The organism is Aliirhizobium cellulosilyticum (genome assembly GCF_014198105.1).
Lineage (GTDB): Bacteria > Pseudomonadota > Alphaproteobacteria > Rhizobiales > Rhizobiaceae > Neorhizobium > Neorhizobium cellulosilyticum.
Map to the genome: position 1 here is coordinate 1,360,588 of NZ_JACIGW010000001.1, position 22,328 is coordinate 1,382,915.

19 protein-coding genes are annotated in these 22,328 nt (G+C 57.7%); 7 read left to right on the top strand and 12 right to left on the bottom strand.

Going from position 1 to position 22,328, the window contains the following annotated elements:
- Positions 1–13: 13 nt before the first annotated feature.
- Positions 14–778, bottom strand: coding sequence for a phosphoribosylaminoimidazolesuccinocarboxamide synthase (gene purC / locus GGE33_RS06420; RefSeq protein WP_148144299.1), 765 nt, complete (start codon positions 776–778; stop codon positions 14–16).
- A 344-nt stretch (positions 779–1,122) separates the two neighbouring features.
- On the opposite strand from purC, the gene GGE33_RS06425 reads away from it, so the two are divergent.
- The gene (locus GGE33_RS06425; RefSeq protein WP_148144300.1) at positions 1,123–1,437 is read left to right on the top strand and encodes a DUF1476 domain-containing protein; all 315 of its coding nucleotides are present in this window, start codon (positions 1,123–1,125) and stop codon (positions 1,435–1,437) included.
- A gap of 4 nt (positions 1,438–1,441) precedes the next feature.
- Here GGE33_RS06425 and GGE33_RS06430 read toward each other — a convergent pair whose 3' ends face one another.
- From GGE33_RS06430 to GGE33_RS06450, 5 genes are all read right to left on the bottom strand, one after another.
- Complete coding sequence (locus GGE33_RS06430) at positions 1,442–3,196, bottom strand: diguanylate cyclase (RefSeq protein ID WP_183821633.1); 1,755 nt, start codon at positions 3,194–3,196, stop codon at positions 1,442–1,444.
- Between the two features lie 120 nt (positions 3,197–3,316).
- A complete protein-coding gene (locus tag GGE33_RS06435) occupies positions 3,317–3,871 on the bottom strand; it encodes an RBBP9/YdeN family alpha/beta hydrolase (protein ID WP_148144302.1) in 555 nt (184 codons plus the stop codon).
- A gap of 31 nt (positions 3,872–3,902) precedes the next feature.
- The gene (gene purB, locus GGE33_RS06440) at positions 3,903–5,210 is read right to left on the bottom strand and encodes an adenylosuccinate lyase (RefSeq protein ID WP_183821634.1); all 1,308 of its coding nucleotides are present in this window, start codon (positions 5,208–5,210) and stop codon (positions 3,903–3,905) included.
- A 96-nt stretch (positions 5,211–5,306) separates the two neighbouring features.
- Positions 5,307–5,975: a ribulose-phosphate 3-epimerase gene (gene rpe / locus GGE33_RS06445; RefSeq protein ID WP_183821635.1), complete on the bottom strand. Its 669-nt coding sequence runs from the start codon at positions 5,973–5,975 to the stop codon at positions 5,307–5,309.
- Positions 5,976–6,031: 56 nt separating this feature from the next.
- Positions 6,032–7,126 carry a branched-chain amino acid ABC transporter substrate-binding protein gene (locus tag GGE33_RS06450; protein WP_183821636.1) on the bottom strand — a complete coding sequence of 365 codons (1,095 nt, stop codon included), beginning with the start codon at positions 7,124–7,126 and terminating at the stop codon, positions 6,032–6,034.
- Positions 7,127–7,324: 198 nt separating this feature from the next.
- On the opposite strand from GGE33_RS06450, the gene GGE33_RS06455 reads away from it, so the two are divergent.
- A complete protein-coding gene (locus GGE33_RS06455) occupies positions 7,325–7,651 on the top strand; it encodes a TfoX/Sxy family protein (protein WP_148144306.1) in 327 nt (108 codons plus the stop codon).
- 175 nt (positions 7,652–7,826) lie between these two features.
- Here the strand turns inward: GGE33_RS06455 and GGE33_RS06460 are convergent, their stop codons facing one another.
- The 3 genes from GGE33_RS06460 to GGE33_RS06470 all read right to left on the bottom strand — a co-directional run bounded on the left by GGE33_RS06460 (position 7,827) and on the right by GGE33_RS06470 (position 11,250).
- The gene (locus tag GGE33_RS06460; RefSeq protein WP_148144307.1) at positions 7,827–8,252 is read right to left on the bottom strand and encodes an NUDIX domain-containing protein; all 426 of its coding nucleotides are present in this window, start codon (positions 8,250–8,252) and stop codon (positions 7,827–7,829) included.
- Entirely contained in the window at positions 8,252–9,766 is a 1,515-nt protein-coding gene (locus GGE33_RS06465; RefSeq protein ID WP_148144308.1) for a DEAD/DEAH box helicase, read from the bottom strand. The genes GGE33_RS06460 and GGE33_RS06465 overlap by 1 nt, the downstream gene beginning before the upstream one ends.
- Before the next feature lie 182 nt (positions 9,767–9,948).
- Complete coding sequence (locus GGE33_RS06470; protein ID WP_183821637.1) at positions 9,949–11,250, bottom strand: peptidoglycan DD-metalloendopeptidase family protein; 1,302 nt, start codon at positions 11,248–11,250, stop codon at positions 9,949–9,951.
- Between the two features lie 207 nt (positions 11,251–11,457).
- Between GGE33_RS06470 and tyrS the strand changes: the two genes are divergently transcribed.
- A complete protein-coding gene (tyrS, locus tag GGE33_RS06475; protein WP_183821638.1) occupies positions 11,458–12,711 on the top strand; it encodes a tyrosine--tRNA ligase in 1,254 nt (417 codons plus the stop codon).
- Between the two features lie 52 nt (positions 12,712–12,763).
- Here tyrS and GGE33_RS06480 read toward each other — a convergent pair whose 3' ends face one another.
- Positions 12,764–16,165: a YhdP family protein gene (locus tag GGE33_RS06480; protein WP_183821639.1), complete on the bottom strand. Its 3,402-nt coding sequence runs from the start codon at positions 16,163–16,165 to the stop codon at positions 12,764–12,766.
- 112 nt (positions 16,166–16,277) lie between these two features.
- On the opposite strand from GGE33_RS06480, the gene bcp reads away from it, so the two are divergent.
- The gene (bcp, locus tag GGE33_RS06485) at positions 16,278–16,745 is read left to right on the top strand and encodes a thioredoxin-dependent thiol peroxidase (RefSeq protein ID WP_183821640.1); all 468 of its coding nucleotides are present in this window, start codon (positions 16,278–16,280) and stop codon (positions 16,743–16,745) included.
- Between the two features lie 50 nt (positions 16,746–16,795).
- Here bcp and GGE33_RS06490 read toward each other — a convergent pair whose 3' ends face one another.
- A complete protein-coding gene (locus tag GGE33_RS06490) occupies positions 16,796–17,431 on the bottom strand; it encodes a TerC family protein (RefSeq protein ID WP_183822418.1) in 636 nt (211 codons plus the stop codon).
- Between the two features lie 747 nt (positions 17,432–18,178).
- On the opposite strand from GGE33_RS06490, the gene msuE reads away from it, so the two are divergent.
- A complete protein-coding gene (msuE, locus tag GGE33_RS06495) occupies positions 18,179–18,733 on the top strand; it encodes an FMN reductase (protein WP_183821641.1) in 555 nt (184 codons plus the stop codon).
- A gap of 57 nt (positions 18,734–18,790) precedes the next feature.
- Complete coding sequence (locus tag GGE33_RS06500) at positions 18,791–19,285, top strand: heme-degrading domain-containing protein (protein ID WP_183821642.1); 495 nt, start codon at positions 18,791–18,793, stop codon at positions 19,283–19,285.
- Positions 19,286–19,336: 51 nt separating this feature from the next.
- On the opposite strand, the gene GGE33_RS06505 is transcribed toward GGE33_RS06500, so the two are convergent.
- Positions 19,337–19,588 carry a GlsB/YeaQ/YmgE family stress response membrane protein gene (locus GGE33_RS06505; RefSeq protein ID WP_148144315.1) on the bottom strand — a complete coding sequence of 84 codons (252 nt, stop codon included), beginning with the start codon at positions 19,586–19,588 and terminating at the stop codon, positions 19,337–19,339.
- 160 nt (positions 19,589–19,748) lie between these two features.
- Here GGE33_RS06505 and GGE33_RS06510 point away from each other — a divergent pair, with 160 nt between their 5' ends.
- On the top strand, positions 19,749–22,253 hold the full coding sequence (locus GGE33_RS06510; RefSeq protein WP_343062305.1) for a mechanosensitive ion channel domain-containing protein: 2,505 nt from the start codon (positions 19,749–19,751) through the stop codon (positions 22,251–22,253).
- The last annotated feature ends 75 nt before the right edge of the window (positions 22,254–22,328 follow it).

Genomic DNA, 22,328 nt, shown 5'->3' on the forward strand with positions numbered 1-22,328 from the left:
AAAATACCCCTGATTACTTGACCAGAACCGGACCCGTTCCGCGGATCGGTTCGTTTTCATTGATGATGCCCAGACGGCGGGCGACTTCGGAATAGGCTTCGAGAAGGCCGCCGAGATCGCGGCGGAAACGATCCTTGTCCATCTTTTCCTTCGTCTCGATGTCCCAGAGGCGGCAGCTATCGGGGGAAATCTCGTCGGCAAGGATGATGCGCATCATATCGCCCTCGTAAAGGCGGCCGCATTCGATCTTGAAATCGACGAGCTGGATACCAACGCCGAGGAAGAGGCCCGAGAGGAAGTCGTTGACGCGGATGGCGAGCGCCATGATGTCGTCAAGCTCGGCCGGATTGGCCCATCCGAAGGCGGTGATATGCTCCTCGGAAACCATCGGGTCGGCGAGCTGGTCAGACTTGTAATAGAACTCGATGATCGAGCGGGGCAGTACGGTGCCTTCCTCGATACCAAGGCGCTCCGACAGCGAGCCGGCGGCGACATTGCGCACGACGATCTCAAGCGGGATCATCTCGACTTCCTTGATCAGCTGCTCGCGCATGTTCATCCGGCGGATGAAATGGGTCGGGATGCCGATCTTGTTCAGGTGGGTGAACAGGTATTCGGAAATGCGGTTGTTGAGCACGCCCTTGCCGTCGATGACATCATGCTTCTTCTTGTTGAAGGCTGTGGCGTCGTCTTTGAAGAACTGGATCAGCGTGCCGGGCTCGGGTCCTTCATAAAGGATCTTGGCCTTGCCCTCGTAAATACGGCGGCGACGATTCATGGTATTCTTATCTCGTTCTAAGGCGGCCTGAGCGGCTGCAATCATATTTGAAGCGGTCCCATATCGGAAAAGTTTCCTTTTCACAATGCAGACGTCCGCTGGCAGGCGATTTGCCCTGTATTCGGCATGCGAAGAATCACTGCCAACATACTATATCGGTTTGACCGGCTTTTTTCTGGCACCACCGACTTTCCACGGCAGATAGGTTGTCGAACTCCATCTTTCCATAGCGCTGCAATCGGTTGGGTTCCAATCAAGCGTCCTGCGGGGACTCCAGGGCTACCGATTGCAAAAGGGGGGAATGCTCTTATTTAACTATTCTAATGTTGCCGTGGGAGGAAAACATGAGTGGCATGAGTGATCGTGAAAAGGCGTTCGAAAACAAGTTCGCGCACGATGAGGAGTTGAAATTCAGGGCATTGTCGCGGCGTAACAAACTGGCCGGGCTCTGGGCGGCGGAAATGCTCGGAAGGCCGGACCGGGATGCCTATGCAAGGGAAGTGATCGTTGCGGATTTTGCGGAAGCCGGACATGAGGACGTCTTTCGCAAGCTGAGGCAGGATTTTGATGCAGCCGGGATTGCGGTGTCGGATGCGGAGATACGCATGAAGATGCTCGATCTGCTGACTGAAGCTTCTGCCCAGGTGGAGAACCAGTAGCGCATCAGGCGACGGCCGTGAACCAGACGTAGCGGTTTCGCCCCTGCCGCTTGGCTTCATAAAGCGCGATATCGGAGTTGCGCAGCAACTGGCGTACGTCGATTGCGTCGCCGCGCTGGGAGGCGATGCCGATACTGGCGCCAACACGGCAGCGATGCCCCTCATAGATCATCGGCTCGCGCAGGGCGTCGATCATGCGGGTGGCCACAGATGATGCCGGCTCCTCGACGGCGCTCAGCTGCGACACAACGACGAATTCGTCGCCGCCGACACGGGCAATGAAGTCATCTTCGCTCAGTGTTCTGCGCAGCGTGCGAGCAGTATGGACCAGCATCGCATCTCCCGCGTCGTGACCGAGCCGGTCATTGATCTGCTTGAAGCGATCAAGGTCGACATGGAGGATCGCGATGCCTGCCTCGCTGCCGCTGTATTGCGTTGCCATCCGGTCGAGCACCTCGTCAAGATAACGGCGGTTCGGGAGTTCGGTCAGGTAATCATGCATGGCACTGTGCTCGATCCGGTCCTTGGCTGCCTCCAGTTCGATGTTTCTGGCTTCGGCCAGAATTCTGGCACGCTCCAGTTCGTGATGCAGCCCGACATCATCGGTGACATCCCAGTTCGCACCAACCGTCATCTTGTGGCCGTTCCCGTCCTGAAAGGTCATGGTGCGCGCGCGAATGATGCGATCGGAGCCATCGCGGAGAACGGCGCGGTACTGATCCGAAAAGCGGTCGCCGTTTCGCATATGTTCATCGACGTTTTTCAAGACACGTTCGCGATCGGCCGGATGCAAAAAGGTTTCCCACAATCCGCCGACCCTGACATCTTCGCGCCGACCGACTCCATAGATGCGATACATGCGGTCATCCCAGTCGACGACACCGGTTGTGAGGTCACATTCGTAAGTGCCGATGCCTGATATTTCGAGAGCCATGTCCAGGCGTCTTGCCATGCGCGCCGTGGCTTCCTCGGCCTGCTTGCGGGCCGTGATATCCGTGTCCGTCCCAACGATGCGCGTCGGCTTGCCGTCGGCGTCCCATTCGACGCAATCGCCGCGGCACTCGATCCAGACCCAATGGCCGTCTTTGTGGCGCTCGCGATATTCAAACACCGTATAGTCCGGATCGCCTTCATTCTGCCGGTCGATGCAGTGGATTACGTGATCCCGATCATCCGGATGGAGGAGATCGAGCCACGCCTGAGTGCTTTCGGGAAGAGGATCATCCTCGGTCATGCCACGGATCCGCCGCCATGTCGGCGAATAGTATTTCTCTCCGCGTTTCCAATCATGGTCCCAGACGCCTGTCGACGACCCGACGAGCGCCTTGTTCCAGCGGCTTTCCCAGATGTCGAGATTCGCAAGCCTTGTCTTCAAAGCCGTTATGTCGACGAACGAGGCTGCGACGAGATAAGGCGTGTCCAGCCCTGTCGGTGCCGGAGCAAGATGGACGAGAGCCCATCGCAGCGTACCGTCCGGCTGCGGCAGGCGCAGTTCCATCTGACCATCAGCGGCAGCCTTGCAGCGGCGAAGCCCGGCGAGAAAATCCGAACGGTCTTCGATATCGATCAGATCGGTGAAAAACTCCACCTCGAAGGGGCACCAGTTCGCCTTGAGGGCCTTGTTCGCATGGTGCAGTCGCGCCTGCCAATCGAGCAGTGCTACGGGAAGGGGAATGGCGTCAAAGAGGTCGGTCAGCGAGCCGGCGTCTCTCGAAGGTGATATCGTCGGGCCGGCATAGAAGACTGGTTTGGATGACATCTGTTCGCCTACATTCGCAGGAATTGCGCAATGTTAGTGAATTCGAATTAAGGCAACTTTAAAATTGTTTATCGAAAGCGAAATTACGACGTCGGGTTGTGCGCTGCACATCGCCAGAGGTCAGGCTTTCAGTCGGCTCAGGAACTGGGCAAACACCATTGTGCCTTCAGGCCACGGGCCGTGGCCCGACTCGGAATTGATGTGGCCAGATTCGCCTGCGTCGATCAGGAGCGAACCCCAGGCGTTGGTAATGTCGCCGGCGTGATCATAGGAGCCGAAGGGGTCGTTTCGGCTGGCAATCGTAACGGCGGGAAAAGGAAGCGGATCACGCGGATAAGGGCCGAATGTCATCAGGTGTTTCGGCCTGATCTTCGGGTTCTGCACATCCGGCGGCGCCACGAAGAATGCGCCGGCCACCGGCTTTTTGAAATGCGGGATGGCATGGATCGCCGTCGGAACGCCGAGCGAATGAGCGACCAGCACAACCGGTTTCGTCGAGGCGTTGACCTCCTCGACGAGACGCTGGATCCAGTCTTCCTTTACCGGCTTCGACCATTCGGCCTGTTCCACCCGGCGGGCCGTCGCGAGCTTCTGCTCCCAACGGGTCTGCCAATGGTCAGGACCGGAATTGGTGTAACCGGGGATGATGAGGATATCGGCTTCTGATGCTTTCATGCCGCCTATCTGGGCCTTCCCGATTTCTATATCAAGCTTCGCCGAAGACACGATTGAAAATCGTGTCGACATGCTTGGTGTGATAACCGAGATCGAATTTTTCGCGGATCTCCTCCTCGGAGAGCGCTGTGCGGACTTCTTCGTCAGCAAGCAGTTCTTCAAGGAAGTCTGCACCGCGCTCCCAGACCTTCATCGCATTGCGCTGAACGAGACGATAGGAGTCCTCGCGCGAAACGCCCGCCTGGGTGAGTGCCAGAAGTACCCGCTGGCTCATGACCAGACCTTTGAACTTGTTCATGTTCTTCAACATGTTCTCAGGGTAGATGACGAGCTTTTCGATGACGCCGGCCAAGCGGTTGAGGGCGAAATCGAGAGTAACGGTCGTGTCCGGGCCAATGGCGCGCTCGACGCTGGAATGGCTGATGTCGCGTTCGTGCCAGAGGGCAACGTTTTCCATTGCCGGAACGACTGACATGCGCACGAGACGGGAAAGGCCGGTGAGGTTCTCGGTAAGCACCGGGTTGCGCTTGTGCGGCATGGCTGACGAACCCTTCTGGCCCGGCGAGAAGAACTCTTCCGCTTCCAGAACTTCAGTGCGCTGCATGTGGCGGATTTCGATCGCAACGTTTTCGATCGAAGAGGCAATGACGCCGAGGATGGCGAAATACATCGCGTGGCGATCGCGCGGAATGACCTGGGTGGAGACCGGCTCCGGCTTCAGGCCCAGGGCTGCTGCGACATGTTCCTCGACGCGCGGGTCGATGTTGGCGAAGGTGCCGACGGCGCCGGAGATGGCGCAGGTGGCGATCTCTTCGCGGGCTTCGAGAAGGCGTGTCTTGTTGCGGTTCATTTCGGCGTAGAAGCGGGCAAAGGTCAGGCCCATCGTCGTCGGTTCGGCATGGATGCCGTGGCTGCGGCCGATGCGGACCGTATCCTTGTGTTCGAAGGCGCGAGCCTTGAGAGCAGCCAGAACACGATCTATGTCTGCAAGCAGAATGTCGGTGGCGCGCACTAGCTGGACGTTGAGCGTCGTGTCGAGCACGTCCGAAGATGTCATGCCCTGGTGGATGAAGCGGCTATCCGGGCCGACGAATTCCGCCAGATGAGTGAGGAAGGCGATGACGTCATGTTTGGTGACGGCTTCGATCTCATCGATGCGGGCGACATCGAATTCGGCCTTGCCGCCCTTTTCCCAGATCGTTTCTGCCGCGGATTTCGGAATGACGCCGATTGCCGCGAGCGCGTCGCAGGCGTGGGCCTCGATTTCGAACCAGATGCGAAACTTTGTTTCCGGCGACCAGATGGCGACCATTTCCGGTCGGGAATAACGGGGGATCATGGGCAGCTCGCTTGCTTGGATAGAATTGCCGCCGCTCTATCAAGAAGAACGGCGAAGCTCAATCTTTTTGGGGCGTTGCCCCGTGTTTAAGGCTTTTCAGGCCTCGGCGGCCTTCAAAAGCGCCGAGATGTTGTCGCGATACGCATTCTTGTTCGCGCCCTTGTAGACCGCCGATCCGGCGACGAAGACATTGGCGCCTGCCTTGCGGGCTGCGCCGATGGTTTCAGCCGTGATGCCTCCGTCGACTTCAATCTCGATAGGTCTGTCACCGATCAGAGACTTGATACGGGAGATCTTGTCGAGCGCGGATGGAATTAGCTTTTGACCGCCAAAGCCGGGGTTGACGCTCATGACGAGGATGAGGTCGACGTCGTCCAGAACGTCTTCAAGCACCGAGACCGGAGTAGCTGGATTGAGCGTCACGCCAACCTTCTTGCCCAGCGACCGGATCGTCTGCAGCGAACGGTGCAGATGCGGGCCGGCCTCGGCATGGACGGTAATGCCGTCGCATCCGGCCTTGGCGAAGGCTTCGAGATAGGGGTCGACCGGGGCAATCATCAGATGGCAATCGAAGAAGGCGTCCGTATAGCGGCGCAGAGACTTGATGACATCGGGACCGAAGGAGATATTGGGGACGAAATGGCCGTCCATGACATCGAGGTGAACCCAGTCTGCGCCTGCCTCGACGACGTCTGCGACCTCCTGGCCGAGTTTCGAAAAATCGGAAGCTAGAATGGAGGGGGCGATGCGAAGCGGCAAGGTCATGGACGGATCTCCTGTGTCGTCTGCCGACTAGCATTCCGGGGCGATTGCCGCAATCGTTACTCGGTCGCGGAGGCGGGCGGCAAAAACTCGCTGCTGCGCCATTCCAGAAGACGATAGGGATTGTCCGCCAGTTCGTGCGCAGAATCGAAGCGGATCTGTCCGATTGCGGTCTGGAAGGTGCCGGTTTTTAGGGAGGACAGGAGTTTTCCCCAGTCATTGCCTGCGGATGCTGCTGTCTGGCTGGCCAGTTGGGTTGCGGCATAGGCGGGAAGCGTGTTGCCTTCAGGCTCGATCTGGCGGCTTTCGAGCGATGTTGCAGCGTTGGCGGCAGTCTGGAGTGTCCGGTAAGGTGGCAGCGTGACAGCCAGCGTGCCGTCGCGAAGCGCGACTGGCCGGTTGGCAGCCTTCATGACATCGCCGCCGAGTATGGTGAGGGGAATGTTTTCTCTTTCGGCATCGCGGGCAATGACGGCGACATCGTTACGGTCCGCGCCGACGAGTATATGGGTTGCGCCGGCTTTCTGCAGCCGTCTGATGAGGGCTATCTGCTGCTCCTGGCCCGGCCGAAGCGTATCGGTGAACACCGGCGCGATGCCGATCGGTTCGAGTTTCTGGCGGACAGCGCTGACGAGTTCGCGCCCGTAGATGGTGCCGTCGTCGACAAGGGCAATCGGCTCGGCTTTCCAGCGATCGACGATCACCGCCGCGATCTGATCGGACTCGGCAGTTTCCGATGGAGCCATGCGGAAAAGCGGCCAGCCATTGCGCAAGGCGTCTTCCATCAGGATCCGGGAACGGACGGAAATGGTGATTGCTGCAATCTTGCTGTCGGCCAGCGCCGGCAAGGCGGAGGCCAGCGTTTCGACGCATAGAAACCCGATCGCGATAGAGGCCTTGGCGTCGGCAAGCGTCTTTGCTGCTTCCACGCCGCCGGTCTCGTTGCAGGTCTCGTCGATTTCGACAAGTCTGTCGCCTGTGACTTGTGCGGCGGCTCTGGCCCCTTCAAAAACCTGCATGCCGAGCAACGCATAAGGTCCCGTCTTTGGCGCGACGACACCGATGGTGGCGGCCGAGACCGTCGTTGCCGTGGCAACATATCCGAAAGCCGCTGCAGTCAGCAGGATCGCGATATCGAAACGCAGGGAAGGCATGCTTTTCCTTAAGTCCGTGTTCGCTGCAGCTTTAACCCGCAAGGGCATGAGCGTCCAAGCTTTTTCCCGTTTTTGGCAGTTCACGGGCGAAATCTAGCATGATCGTGAGTGGAATCTTGCTATTCGTGTGACAGGACATCGGCGTCGTCTGGCCGGCACGGTCTTTCGACTGTACCGAGCCAAAAGGAAGGGTGGGGCATGGACAATGCAGCGATCGAGGAAATGTTCGAGGGTCTCGGACCGGTTTCCATCCGACGCATGTTCGGCGGCAAGGGGATCTATCATCAGGGTCTGATCATCGCCCTCGATCTGCGAGATGAAATACTGTTAAAGGCGGATGAGACGAGCGCTCCGGCTTTCCGAGCTGCAGGTGCGGTCCAATGGTCCTATGAAGGTAAAAAGGGGAAACCCGTTCTCATGCCCTATTGGTCCATACCGAATGCGGCGCTGGACGATCCTGACGAGCTGCGAGACTGGGTGCGTATGGCCTTTGAAGCAGCGCTTCGAGCCAATCGCGATACGTGATCGTATTTTCTTCGCAAGTGCGAGAATTAACGTATTGCGGCTTGCAAGACCCAGAGGATATTCTTGTCGGGTAATGGGGGATGTGGTTCGGGCAAGCCCGAGCCGACGACAGCATCCGATGATACTGCAAAATTTTCAATCAAGAGAGCCGTCCTGGACAACCGGGACGGCTTTTTTAGTGAGATTTGAGCAGCGCAAAGGCTTGTGAGGAGAATATCGACAGAGGCGCCGGTGGCTCATTCATGTCGATCCACATCAGATCCTCATGTTTTTCAGGTTCGGTGAGAACCGGCTCGCCGGAAAAATCGTCAGTCACGTAGATCAGCGAGAGCCAGTGCTGACCTTCCTCTTCAAGAATGCCTTCGATCACGCAGAGAAAGCTGATCTTTCCGATCTTCAGCCCGGTCTCTTCCTCGGCTTCCCGACGCGCAGCGTCTTCTGCCTGTTCCATCATGTCGACCTTGCCGCCGACGATGTTCCAGTGACCCGCTTCGGGCGCCTTCAGGCGACGACAGACCAGCACTTTCCCATCGGCGCGGCGGATCACCAGGCCTACTCCAAGGCCAGGAAAATCCTGGCCCGGTTTTGCTAAGGCGGACATTACTTCGCTGCGTTTGCGACGATCAGCATGAAGGCTGGGATATCGTCGCCGAAGCCGACCGGGGTCGGGCCGTCATCATGGTCGCGATAACGGCGGCGATCACGGTTGTCGTCATTGGCAGGATTGACACGGCGCTCGCGGCCGCGGTTGTTCGCAGGCTGATTTTTCTTGTCAGAACGACGTTCCGACTTCGTATTTTCCAGAACTGCTTCCACGCTTGCCTCTTCAGTGACGATTTGCTTTTCCTGCTGTTGCGGTGCTGCTGCAACGGCTGCCGGTTGTTCGTGACGGCTGCCACGGTTGCGGTCTTTACCACCGCGATCCCGGCCGCCCTTGCGTCCGCCGCGATCGCTGTCATGGCTTTCCATGGCGGCTGGCAGTGCGGAAAGATCACCGTTCTCCCACTCGATCTTTTCGCCGATCAGCTTTTCGATCGCATCGAGATATTTCGAGTCGGATTTGGTGACGATGGTGAACGCGCGACCCGAACGGCCAGCACGGCCGGTACGGCCGATGCGGTGAACGTAGTCTTCCGAATGGATCGGAACGTCGAAATTGAAGACGTGGCTGACATCAGGAATATCCAGCCCACGGGCGGCCACGTCGGATGCGACGAGCAGGGTGATCTGGTTGTCCTTGAAGCCTGCCAGCATCGTCGTGCGCGAGCGCTGGTCCATGTCGCCATGCAGAGCGCCCACCGAGAAGCCGTGGCGCTCCAGCGAGCGGAACAGGTCGGCGACGTCCTTCTTGCGGTTGCAGAAGATGATCGCGTTCTTCAGGTCGTCCTGAGCCTTGATGAGTTCGCGCAAGACGGCGCGCTTCTCGTAATCCTTGTTGTGTGCAGCAACGAGGCGCTGCGTCACGGTCTTGGCAGTCGAAGACGGCTTGGCGACTTCGATACGTTCCGGGTTCTGCAGGAAACGATCTGCCAGTTTCTGAATTTCCGGCGGCATCGTGGCCGAGAAGAACAGCGTCTGGCGGGTGAACGGGATCATCTTTGCGATCCGTTCGATATCCGGGATGAAGCCCATGTCGAGCATACGGTCGGCTTCGTCGATGACGAGGATTTCGACGCCGGTCATCAGCAGCTTGCCGCGCTCGCAATGGTCGAGCAGGCGGCCGGGCGTGCAGATCAGAACATCGGCGCCGCGCTCAAGCTTGCGATCCTGTTCCTCGAAGGAAACGCCGCCGATCAGCAGGGCGACGTTGAGTTTGTGATTCTTGCCGTATTTTTCGAAGTTTTCCGCAACCTGGGCTGCGAGTTCCCGGGTCGGCTCCAGAATGAGGGTTCGCGGCATGCGAGCCCGTGCCCGACCCTTTTCCAGAAGCGTCAGCATCGGCAGGACGAAGGAAGCTGTCTTGCCCGTTCCTGTCTGTGCGATACCGCAAATGTCCCTGCGCTGCAGCGCATGCGGGATGGCTCCGGCTTGGATAGGCGTGGGTATCGTGTAGCCGGCGTCGGTGACGGCGTTAAGAACTTTCTGGCTCAGGCCAAGATCAGCAAAAGTGGTCAATGGAAATACTATTCCGTTCCGTTCAAGAAGAACATGATCCGTCGCTACGCTCAAATGGGGCGACAACAGGGCGCGACATATGACCAAAATGCTGGAAAGTCAAGAAAACCCGCCAGGGTGGCAGTGGTTTTGGTGAATGAAAGCAACCGCGCGGCGATACGCCGCGTGAATGGCTGACCTTGCTACTCGAGATACGTTGTGAGCTTCATGCCGGCATTGAGGAAATGCATCGGATCAACTGCCTGTCCATTTCGGCGCACTTCGTAGTGAACATGGGGACCGGTCGAACGTCCGGTCGACCCGGCGCGACCGATTACATCGCCCGTCTTTATCTCGTCTCCGACATTGACCAGGATTTTCGAAAGGTGGCCGAAACGGGTCGAAATGCCGTAACCATGGTCAATCTCGACCATGTTGCCGTAACCACCAGCGGCGCCTGCTGCGACGACCTTGCCGGCGCCGGTGCTCTTCACTTCGTCGCCGGTCTGGGCAGCAAAATCTATACCTGCATGCAATGCGAGACGACCAAGGAAAGGATCGACCCTGTTTCCAAACCGGCTGGTGACCGGTTGTCCGGGGGCCGGACTGGAAAACGGAAGGTCGCGCGCTGTTTCGCGCACGCTTTCCAGCCGCGTCAGCGCCGCATCAAGATCGTCTAGCGACGCGTCGAAGCGATTGCCGGGAAGGCGAGGTTCGACATATGGCCCGCCGATGCCATTTTGTCTAACTGTTGACGGATCCAGATCAACGCCGCTTCGCAGCAGGATTGTGGTGATGGCATTTGCCGCTTTGGAGGCTCCCGTCGTCAGGCTCGCGATCTTCGTCAGCTGTTGGCTTTCGAGCGTCTTGAGGGACAGAGTGACCTTGGAAAAAATCCGGTCGGCACGATCGGCTGCGCCTTCACGCAAGCCGGTGCCGGTCACGGGGGAGAGGACTGCCAGTCTGGTTTCAGTTTCGCCGCCTTGCAGTATCTTGGCGATTGCGGCAGAGCCTCCGGACAAGGAAGCCCTGCGTCCGTCACCGGTGGGAGCGAAGGCAGGGATTTCAGCGGCAGGGGGCTCTGCCCCCGGCTGAAGGCCTGTTTCTTCGGCGCGATCCAGAAGTGAGCCGAGCTTGGTGTGGCGGGAGAACAGCGCGTCCTGTTGCTCAAGCAGTTTTTCGACTTTCTTTTCCACGACTTGCTGATCGAGCAGCTGGCGCGAGGTAATGCGGTCCAGCTGCGCACGCAGGGCTGCAATACGGTCTTCATAGTCATGCTGCATGCGGGCCTGGCGGGCGATCGTTGCTCCGATCAGGTCATCGCGGATTACCAGATAAGATGTAGCCCCGAGGTAACCTATCGTCAGAATGCTTGCAAAACATACGGTCAAGGCGATCATCCAGGGGCGGATGGTCATATGACGGATTTTCTCGCCACTTGCGAGAATGAGGACATGATTCGCTGCCCGTTTTCCAAAAACCTTGTTTTCGGCTCGGTGCGTCACGTATTGCTCCTGAAAAGGCTGAATCAAATCCGATGCTTGCTTGAGGGGATTACACATCCTTAAGGTTAATGAAGTCTTGTGTATCGGGAATTGGTTAGCGATCGCGCGATGCCGTTGGGGCAAGGGGATCACTTTTAAAGTGATTATGCCAAAGAACGGTGCTAGATGCCGTTTCGCAACTTAAAAACACATCCACAGAGTAGAGAGATGTCCAGGTTCAAGTCCGATTTCCTTCGCACGCTCGATGAGCGCGGCTTCATTCACCAGATCTCCGACGAGGCAGGTCTCGACGAACTGTTCGCCAAGGAAACCGTGACGGCCTATATCGGCTTTGACCCGACAGCGCCTTCTCTTCATGCCGGCGGACTTATCCAGATCATGATGCTGCACTGGATGCAGCAGACCGGTCACCGGCCGATCTCGCTGATGGGCGGCGGCACCGGCATGGTCGGCGATCCGTCGTTCAAGGACGATGCCCGCCAGCTGATGACGATCGACACGATCGAAAGCAACATCGCCTCGATCAAGCGCGTCTTCGCCAATTACCTTTCCTACGGGGAGGGCGCGAAGGATGCCATGATGATCAACAACGGCGACTGGCTGCGCGAGATCAACTACCTTGAATTCCTGCGGGATGTCGGTCGCCATTTCTCGGTCAACCGCATGCTGTCCTTCGACAGCGTCAAGACGCGCCTTGACCGGGAGCAGTCGCTGTCCTTCCTCGAATTCAACTACATGATCCTGCAGGCTTACGACTTCGTAGAGTTGAACAAGCGTTACGACTGCCGTCTGCAGATGGGCGGCTCGGATCAGTGGGGCAATATCGTCAACGGCATCGATCTCGGTCACCGGATGGGCACGCCGCAGCTCTACGCGCTGACCTCGCCACTTCTGACGACCGCTTCAGGCGCCAAGATGGGCAAGTCGCTGAACGGCGCTGTCTGGCTGAATCCCGACATGTTGTCGGCCTATGATTTCTGGCAGTACTGGCGCAATACCGAGGATGCCGACGTTTCGCGCTTCCTCAAGCTTTACACGACGTTGCCGATGGACGAGATCGCACGGCTTTCGGCGCTGGCTGGTTCTGAGATCAACGAAGTCAAGAAGATTCTCGCGACCGAAGTGACGGCCATGCTGCACGGTCGCGAAAATGCCGAGCAGGCGGCAGAAACGGCTCGCAAGACCTTCGAGGAGGGTGCGCTTGCCGACAATCTGCCGTCGATCGATGTTGCAAAGGGCGAGCTGGAAGCCGGGGTCGGCCTGCTGGCGCTGATCGTCAAGGCTGGTCTTGCCGCATCGAACGGTGAAGCCCGTCGTCACGTTCAGGGCGGTGCGGTGCGGATCAATGACGTGGCGGTTTCCGACGAGCGCAAGGTGATCGGTTCCGGCGAAGTGACTGCCGATGGCGTGATCAAGCTGTCGCTCGGCAAGAAGAAGCATATCCTGGTTCGTCCGGCCTGAGATAGACCTCGGAAACAGAAGATCAAAGGCCGCTTTCGAGCGGCCTTTTTCGTCACTGGAATTCGAAGATCTGGCGGAACACGCCGGGGGCTATGAGCGAAAGTGGGTTTATCGTCAGTCGCGGCTTGTCGAACGCACCTTCGAGCTTGAAGGTGATGCCCAGAAGGCCGCGATCCCGGCCATTTCCAAGGATCGCGCCAATCAGCGGAAGTTCACCGAAAAGCCTGTTCAAGCCGTAAGCAGGCATGAACGTACCGGTCATCTCCATATTGCCATTGGCGTCCCGCAATTTGCCCTGGAAAGTGGCACCGATCTGTTCTCCGCGCACAACGCCATTGGCGACTGATAACGCGCCGTCGCGGTAGACCAATGCAGCGAAGCCGCGCTGGAAACGTGCCGAACTGACGTCAATATCCTTTTTTACCGCGGAGTTGAGGCTCTGGCCATCTTCGCCGACGGGTGTCGACACGAGGGACTGCAGGCGCTCTTCATTGCGCAGCTGGAAATTGCGGATGTCCAGCGAGCCAACCCAATCGCTTCCTCGCGCTTTCAGTTTCAGATTAAGCAATCCCGCGCTCATGTTGTCATAGAGGTCGGCAAAGCGTGCTACCGAACCTGCATCGCCGCTCGTGACCGAGATGGTATCGCCGCGGGACATCTGGCTGACGAGTGCTTGTCCGCTTCCTGTTATGGCGCTCAAATCAGCACGGACGATGTTTGACCCCCGTGAGGAGAAATTCAATGCGACATTCGAAAGCTGCTCATCGTTGAAACCGACAACGCGATCAACCTGTGCGCGCAAGATTGTGCTGCTGCCCTCATTGCTGCCGGCCGCTGCATTGCCATTGTTGGCGCGCATCATGGTGATGATTGGCCGCATGTCTACGGCGTTTCCGCCGATCGAGATTTCGTAGGCACCTTTCGAGCGCTTGACGCTAAGGCTGTAATTATCAGCCGGCGACAGCTGCACGTGGGAGAACGATGCCGTCGTCAAGGCCCCATCGGCCAGTTGCACGTCGCCCCTGACGCCAAAACTCTCACCGGTGAGCTGAAAGCCGCTTAAGGTCGTCTGCTTTCCGGCATCACTGGATACCTCGAACTGGGCCTTGGCGCCGATGCCGCTACCCTTGGTCCAGCCAATCCATGGCACAGTTAGCTCGGCGCGGCTGAGATCGAGCGTAACTGCTTGATGCTTTTCATCGATGCGCGTGAGTTCGGCAACGATCTGGCCTTCTACCATGTCCGAGAGGCCGGGCACGAGCTTATCGCGCTGGGCATTATTGAGCGTCGCCTTGATAACGCGCTCGCGCTTTACGCCAGAGTTCTGATCGACAGGTTCGGTAACGGCGAATTCGGCTGGAATGTCGTCCACGGTCCCGTTCGCGGTCAGTTTTGCAGACTGGTTGTCTACGGTCAAAAGCCCGGTCAGTGCGCCGATCTTGTGCCCTTCCATCTGTGTCGCGAGATTAACTCCATCAAGGCGGATTTGGGCATTCCAGGTAGGTTTGGGCGGATTATGATCCGAGATCAGTCCGAAACGAGCATGAATATCTGCCTTGGCATTTCCCGAAAAATCTTCAGGCTTGAAGCTGGTGCCCTTCAAGGCATTCATCGGCTTGAAGTTGGCAAGCTCGGTGATCGCGTCAGCCTGTCCAGAAATCTTCAGCGTCAGATCTGCCATCAATGGCTTGGCATATGTTGACGGGATGGCGAAGCGTCCGCTCTCGACGGTGACGACCCGACCGGAAGGCGCATAGGATGCCGCCTTGCTGACATCGACGAGCATCTCCTGGCCTTTCAGAGAGAATTTTCCCGCAAGATCGCGCAGAGGCGGGACTTCACCCGGCAGGTTGAGACGTGTGTCGGTAACCCCGAATCCGATCTGCAATTCGTTCGCATCGAGCTCCATGGGAATACCCGGACCCTTCATGCGCCCCGCGGGGATGAAGACAGCGATCGTGCCATTCGTGACGTTACCGCCAAACATATTCGCCATAACCCAGTCGCGCGGCTTGCGCGCCATCCAGAAGGGCCAGAGCTGTTTTACGCCTGTCACCTGCATCTGGGGGATCTGGCCCCCAAAGCTGATCTCGGGAGACTGTTTGCCAAAGCGGACCTTGAGGGCGGCGGCCATATGACCGAGTGGGCTTGCCACTGTCATCTCGTCGAATTCAAGCTGGCGGTCGGCAGACAGATAACGCCCGGTTGCCTTAAGGTCGAAATCGGCCGGCTTCTCTCCCTGAGAAGCGCCGATCGCTCTACCTCCGCGAACGAGGAGATCGAGGCCGAAGCCGAAACGCTTGTCGCTCTCATTCAAGCGATTAAGATCTATAACCGCACCAGTGAACGGCACGACAGTCGGACCGAAACTTGCCTCCGAATTCATGATTTCGATCGAGTTCTTGGCGAAGTCATAGGCGACATTGATGGTGGCGCCGCTGAATGTCTGCTGGATGCCATCGAAGTAGAAATTGCCTGGCGAATTGGTCAAGGTTGCCGTCATCGCCGGCTTTTGGGCATCACCGCGGGAGCGCTCTGCGGACATGTCGAAATCGACTGAGCTCTCGAGGCCTTCACGCGGCTGACCATCTTCTGTTCGCTGCAACAGGAATGGGGTTACCTCCAGCCCGGACAGGCGCGCGGACAGGGCGGCAGTTACGCCATCGACCGTCTTTGATGCGGCCGTGAGCTTCGCTTCCCGGTCGTTGATGCTGACGGTGCCGTCAATACCGATCTCGCCCGTTGCATTGCGCGCAAGCTCGAGATCGTTGACCTTGACGACCGTTGGTTTGCGGCCGGGGGCTGCCGGAAGGACGATCTCGATGCCTGCGAGGCGGATGGAGGCGGTACCCGTTCGCTCGATCAGGCCCCGTGCCTCATCGAGCCTCTGGAATGCTTGCTCAAGCAGCTGCGGAACCGCGTCGACCCGAACCTTGGCGAGCGCGATTGGGTCGCCTTCCGGCAGCTGCGCCGTTTCGAGGCGGATCGACTGCGCCGATATGCTGTTGATCGATATGCGCCCCCCGAGCAGCGCGAGTGGATCCACGGCCATTCGCAGGGCGCCTGCACGGCTCAAGTGCTGACCGGTTGCGCGTTCAACGATGTCGACGTCGCGTGCTTCGATCGCCAGACGGAAATCCGAATCAAAACGGATCGCCGCGGAGCCGACGTTGGAAACGTAGCGGGGACCGATCGCATTGTTCAGGGCAGACTGAGCGCGGCTGGTCAGCGTACCGTCGACTATGCCACCTTCGATGGCAAACACAGCGCTGCCGATGGCGACCATAATCAAGACGGCGAAAAGCACTATGGACTTGCAGAAACGCCAGGTTCTCGTGCTGTGCGGAGGGCAGTGAACGATGATCGGGTCTTCAGCCTGGGCGGACGGAAGCTCATGCAGCGGGACAATGTCCTTCCTGCTGAAATCGATCTTCTCGCCACGTATTTCCGCCATTCAGTGAAGAACTCGTTCTTTTCACATCCAAGCTGATCTGGACGCCTCTTCGGGCTGTATATACCCATGGCCGCAACATTCACTCAAGATGCTGGCAAAAGAAAGGAAAACCATGGCGAACCTGAATATCGGCGATGATGCACCGGATTTCACGCTGCCCGGAAATGGCGCCCAGACCATTTCTCTGGCGAGTTTTCGCGGCAAGCGGCTGGTGCTCTATTTTTACCCCAAGGATGACACAACGGCCTGCACGACCGAAGCGATCTCGTTTTCGCAACTCCTGCCAGAGTTCGACAAAGCTGGCGCGGCGATTGTCGGGGTATCCGCCGACAGCGTGAAGAAGCATGACAATTTCGTCAGCAAACGCGAATTGACCATCGCGTTGGGATCCGACGAGGACACGGCGGTCTCGCAGGCTTATGGCGTGTGGAAAGAGAAGAGCATGTACGGAAAGACGTATATGGGGATCGAACGTACAACCTTCCTGATCGATCCTGCAGGCAAGGTTGCCCGGATCTGGCCGAAGGTGAAAGTTGCCGGTCACGCAGAAGATGTTCTGGCGGCGGTGAAGGCGTTGTAACGCAAATTGGCCCGGCAAGAACTGCCGGGCCAACTTTTCAGGCGACGTGTTCAGGCGCCGGAAACGTAGCTGTAGACCATCGGCAGAACCTCGTCGAAACCGTGATAAATCATGCTCAGGGCCACGTAGACGATGATGATCAGGCCGAGATAGGCGATCCAGCGGTAACGGGAGAGAAGCTTTGCGACAAAATTCGCGGCGACGCCCATCAGCGCGATCGACACGATCAGGCCGATGACCAGGACCGTGGAGTGGCCCTGTGCAGCGCCCGCCACAGCGAGGACGTTGTCCAGCGACATCGAGACGTCGGCGAGCACGATCTGCATGGCTGCCTGGAAAAATGTCTTTTCCGGCGCGCGCGATGCGGCTCCATCTGCGGTTTCGGGAGAGCCGTCGTGCTGCGCGACGCGAAGTTCCGACCACATCTTCCAGCACACCCAACCGAGGAGAAGGCCGCCGATGAGCTGCAGCCCCGGAATGCCGAGCAGATATGTGGTGATGACCGCGAAGATGAGCCGCAAGACGGTGGCAGCGATAATGCCGAAGAGAATAGCCTTCTGCCGCAGATGTGCAGGAAGCCCGGCGGCGGCAAGCCCGATAACGATTGCGTTGTCACCGGAAAGAACAAGATTGATCGCGATGACTTCTAGTAGCGCCATGAATCCGGCGGCCGTGAACAGTTCCATCATGAGGCGTTACCTTTTATGCCCGTTATCGTTTTGACATGAGATTGCAGCAGGAGTGTCGGATGGGCTCCCGGCAAGCGAATAGCGAGTGCTCGTCAACGACATCGGCAATTATTCGCCTAATGAGGGCATGGCAAGCGCATTACCCGTCGCACCTTAGGGTGATTTATGCTCAGGTTTCCAATGGCTAATTCTCCTTATGGTTGTGATGATCGGACTCGGCGCGCGTTTTCCCTATCCAGATAACGTGCTGGTTGCCGATCTGCTTTTTTGATCATGGAGCTGCCCTTTCTATCGGCTCGGATATTTCGAATTTTCGATGTGAAGATTTCATAATTTGTCGCACTTTAGAGCCGTTAGAGGAGGCGGAGGGGGCTTAACTGTCGTTTGTGTCATCATTCACGGCAGGCCGATGATTCGATTTGTAACCTTCGCTTTCCCGGACAAGCTTGCTGATGATGTGCCGACGCTGCGAGGTGCTAACGAACCCGAGAGCTTTTGGCGGCCAAACGAGTGTCTACATCAACTTCAGTGGCTTGCTGCCTGCCGCCCGCGACTATAATTTTGTCCCAAAGTCCTCCCGGTTAAGTCAATTTTTCCGGTTCCTTCACGGGACGATGGGGTAACAATCATCCCGGAAACGAGGTGTCAGGGCTACAACAGCATCTCACTCTTGCGGATGGTTGTTGAAAGGGTAGGTCGGGTGATATGTCCTGTCCTTGCGGAGATTTGTAACTGGATAATTGAATGACGCAGTTGAAACTTGTTGGGTTCTCGGGAAGTTACGGTCGGCCGTCCAAGACATCTGCACTTGTGGAGTATATCGCCGACCTTGCTTGCGATCGGTACAACCTCACCAGATCCGTCTTCGATCTTACGGATGTCGGGGATACGCTGGGTCTGGCGAAATCACAGAATGATCTCGACGCAGATGCCGCGGCTGTTCTGAAGGCGGTCGTCGAGTCTGACCTGCTTGTCATCGGTTCGCCGACATACAAGGGCAGCTATCCCGGGATGTTCAAACATTTCATAGATCTGATCGATCCCGAGCAATTGCGCGGCAAGCCAGTTCTCATTGCTGCCACGGGTGGTGGTGAGCGGCATGCACTGATGGTCGAACATCAACTGCGCCCGTTGTTCGGATTTTTCATGGCGCACACCATCCCGACGGCGATCTATGCATCCAACCGGGATTTTTCCGGTCATGAGATCGTCTCCTCCGCGCTGCTGGAACGGATCGGTTTTGCTATCGACGAACTCGCGGCCTTCGTTTCCCGTAAGAGCGGGCCGATAGGCGATTAGCTCTGCACCAGAGCGCTATTCGACCTCAATTATCAGGCAGGTCAGGGAGGGAACGAAATGTCATTGGAAAACGACATAAGGGCAATCGCCGAGCAGGAAAGACTGCTGGTGTTCGACAGGTTCGATTGTGATGCCGGCTGGAGGCTTGGGGAGCGGTTGAGGCTTGTCGCAAGCGAACGTGCTCTGCCGGTTGCGATCGATGTCACGCTGCATGCCATGCCCCTGTTTTACAGCGCCCTGGCGGGATCGACTGCCGACAATGCACGCTGGATACGCCGCAAGCGAAATGTCGCCTTGCATTTTCTCCGTTCGAGCTACTCTGTCGGACGCAAGCTCGAGCTGCAGGGTGCGACACTGGAAGACAAGTTCAGTCTCTCAGATACGGATTATGCCGCCCATGGGGGGAGTTTTCCGATTACCGTTGCCGGTACCGGCTGTATTGGCGCGGTAACTGTCTCGGGCTTGCCGCAACGGGAGGATCATAATCTCGTGGTCGAGGTTCTCGCCGAGATACTGGGTCACGATGCGTTGAAAATCGCTCTTGCGGCCTGAAAGGCCTCTGTCGGCCGGGGGTAATGCCGGCCGACATGGCGATTGCGCTTCTCAGCGTCTGAAGACGCGGGCAATGGCGATCAGAATGCAGGCGCCGATAAAGCCGGCGATCAGATATCCGATCCATCCGCCCAGGACGACGCCGAACACGCTAAGGATGGCATTCGCAACAATTGCACCAACAATGCCCAGTATGATGTTCATGAAGATGCCCATGTCGCTCTTCATGAATTTTTCGGCGAGCCAGCCGGCGATGCCGCCGATGATAATGGCTGCGATCCAGCCGATACCTGCGTCTTCCATGTCCTTACCCTTTCTTTAATCCTGTCCTTGGGGTGCGGCAGGTAACGCGCCAAAATGTTCCAGAGTTCCCATTCGCTTTTTTTGAAAGGCAACATTCCTTTTCTTCGCCTTGAACAGCCCCTATTTTGCCAGCCGATTCGGTTAGCAAGACGAGAGACCAGTGACCCCATCCTTTTTCCTCGGACGCCTTTTCGGCACAGCTTTTGATCGCCGCCACGGGCGCCTGCCGATTGTCCTGACCCTGTTGCTCGCCGTTTCTTCGATCTCTGTTCACAATGCAGCGGCTCAGTCTTCGCCTGAGGCGCAGTCATCGGTGCAGGCCCAAGGGGATCAGTCCACGCCGACCGATGTCACGAGTGACTCCATCAATATCGAGATGAAGGACAAGCTGGATGGCTTGAGGCAGCAGCTCAACGCGTTTCGCGAAAGCGTGCAAAGCACGCCGGATGACGATGCAAAGCTTGCGGACATAAGAGTGAAGGCGGAAGCGATCGTCGAGGAGATGCGCGTCGCTTCGGATGCGATGAAGGTGCGCGTCGAACAGATCCAGGGGCGCCTGACCAGCCTCGGGGAGCCGCCTGCCGCGGGTCAGCCGGCAGAAGCGCCGGCAGTCGCGGAGGAGAGAAGCAAACTGGAGAACGAGCGGTCTCAGCTCAACCTGATCGTCGATGATGCGGGCAGCCTGTCAAACAGCGCGACGCAACTCGCCAACATGATCACCAATCTGCGCCGAACGCTATTTGCGCAGACATTGTTCCGGCATACGGAGTTGACGCCCGACGCTTTTGTCGATGCGGGCAATGCGTTCGTCACCGAAATGCGAAATTTTTATTCGACAATCGGAAGCTGGGGAAGTTTCGTCTTCAGGTTCAAGGCTTTTTCGCTGCTTGGTGCGATCGCACTCTCCGTCGGGGCGGCGTTCCTTTTCCTCGCTGGCGGATATCGGCTCTTCGGCCGTTTTCTTCAGCGCAGCAACAGCGATAACCCCGCTTATATCAAGCGCCTTTCCTATACGTTCTGGTCGACGGTCATGCACAGCATCACCTTCGCGGCATTTCTGGTAACCTCCTATCTTTTCCTTGAAGGATTCAACGTGCTGCGCCCGGATGTGGCGCCCATGATCGCGACATTCTTCGGCTTTATCTGGTTCGTGCATTTCGTCTGGAAGCTGACCTATGCGGCGCTTGCTCCGCACGAGACGGGCTGGAGGCTGGTCAGGATCACGGACAGGGGCGCGCGCCTGCTCAGTCTGGCGATCATCGCCATGGCGGTGACAAACGGACTGGACTACCTGTTGGGTGCCGTCAGCGTGGCGCTCGGTTCGCCGCTGGTGCTGACGATCGCAAAAAGCCTGATCGCCTCGGTCGTTATCGGTTTCATTCTTATCGCAATATCGTTCATCCGCCCGGTCATGGCCGAGGGCGAGGATGCTACGGGGCAGGGGCGTCCCTGGCCTCGTTATTTCTCGGTCACCTTGCGTGTCATGGGCGGGCTGCTGCTGTTATGCGTGATTGCGGGATATGTCGGGCTTGCGCGCTTCGCCTCAACGCAGATCGTTCTAACCGGAGCGGTGCTTGCGCTCATCTATATCGGTCTTCTGTCAGGCAAGGCGATTTCGAAGCGCGGCGCATTCAATGATACTGCCCTTGGACGGCGGCTGGTGGAGCGGCATCGCTTCGGTGACGTCGGGCTTGACCAGGCGGGGCTGCTGGTCGGTCTCGGAATCTACGCCATCGCGTTGGCGCTCGGCATTCCGCTGATCCTGATTACCTGGGGTTTCCAGATCACGGATATCGAGTCCTGGGTCGTCAGCTTCTTCACGGAATTCCGGATCGGCAGCATCTCGATTTCGATCGTCGGCATATTCGGCGGCTTGCTTCTGTTCGCGCTGGGCTACATCCTTACCCGTTGGGCGCAGAAATGGATCGACGGAAACGTTCTTGCCCGCAGCCATGTCGATATAGGCGTCCGGAACTCGGTAAAGACGGGTATCGGTTATCTGGGTGTCGGGCTCGCGGTAATCGTCGGCGTTTCGGCGGCCGGTATCAACCTTTCAAACCTCGCTCTCGTTGCTTCGGCGCTTTCCGTCGGTATCGGTTTCGGCTTGCAGAACATCGTGTCGAACTTCGTGTCCGGCCTGATCCTGCTGGTCGAACGACCTTTCAAGGTCGGTGACCATGTCGTGACGGGAACAACGGAAGGCATCGTGAAACGAATTTCCGTTCGCGCCACGGAAATCGAGACGTTTCGCCAGCAGGCTATCATCGTTCCGAATTCCGACCTCATCAATGCGGCCGTGGGCAACTGGACGCTGAAGAACCGGATACAAAGATCCGAAATCAAGGTTTCGACCAGCTACGAAAGCGACCCGGAAAAGGTAATGGCGATTCTGCTGGATATCGTTTCGGAAGTGCCGGAGATCCTTCGGAATCCTGGGCCGCATGTCGAGTTTCTGGCATTTGGCGGATCGTCGCTGGATTTCGAACTGCGCTTCCATCTGGCCGACATGTCCGAAGGGCTGCGTATTCGCAACGCTATACGCATCGAGATATTAAAACGCTTCCGCGAGCAGGGCGTGGAGATACCGTTCCCTCGGTCGGAAGTCGTCTATCACCGCGGTCTTCCTATTCTTCCGGATGAGCCTGACGTACGGGGCGGAGCGTAACGAGAGTTTGCTTTAACCACCGACTTTTCTTCCGGTTAAGCATACATCGCCATGATTCATTGACCTAATTGATAA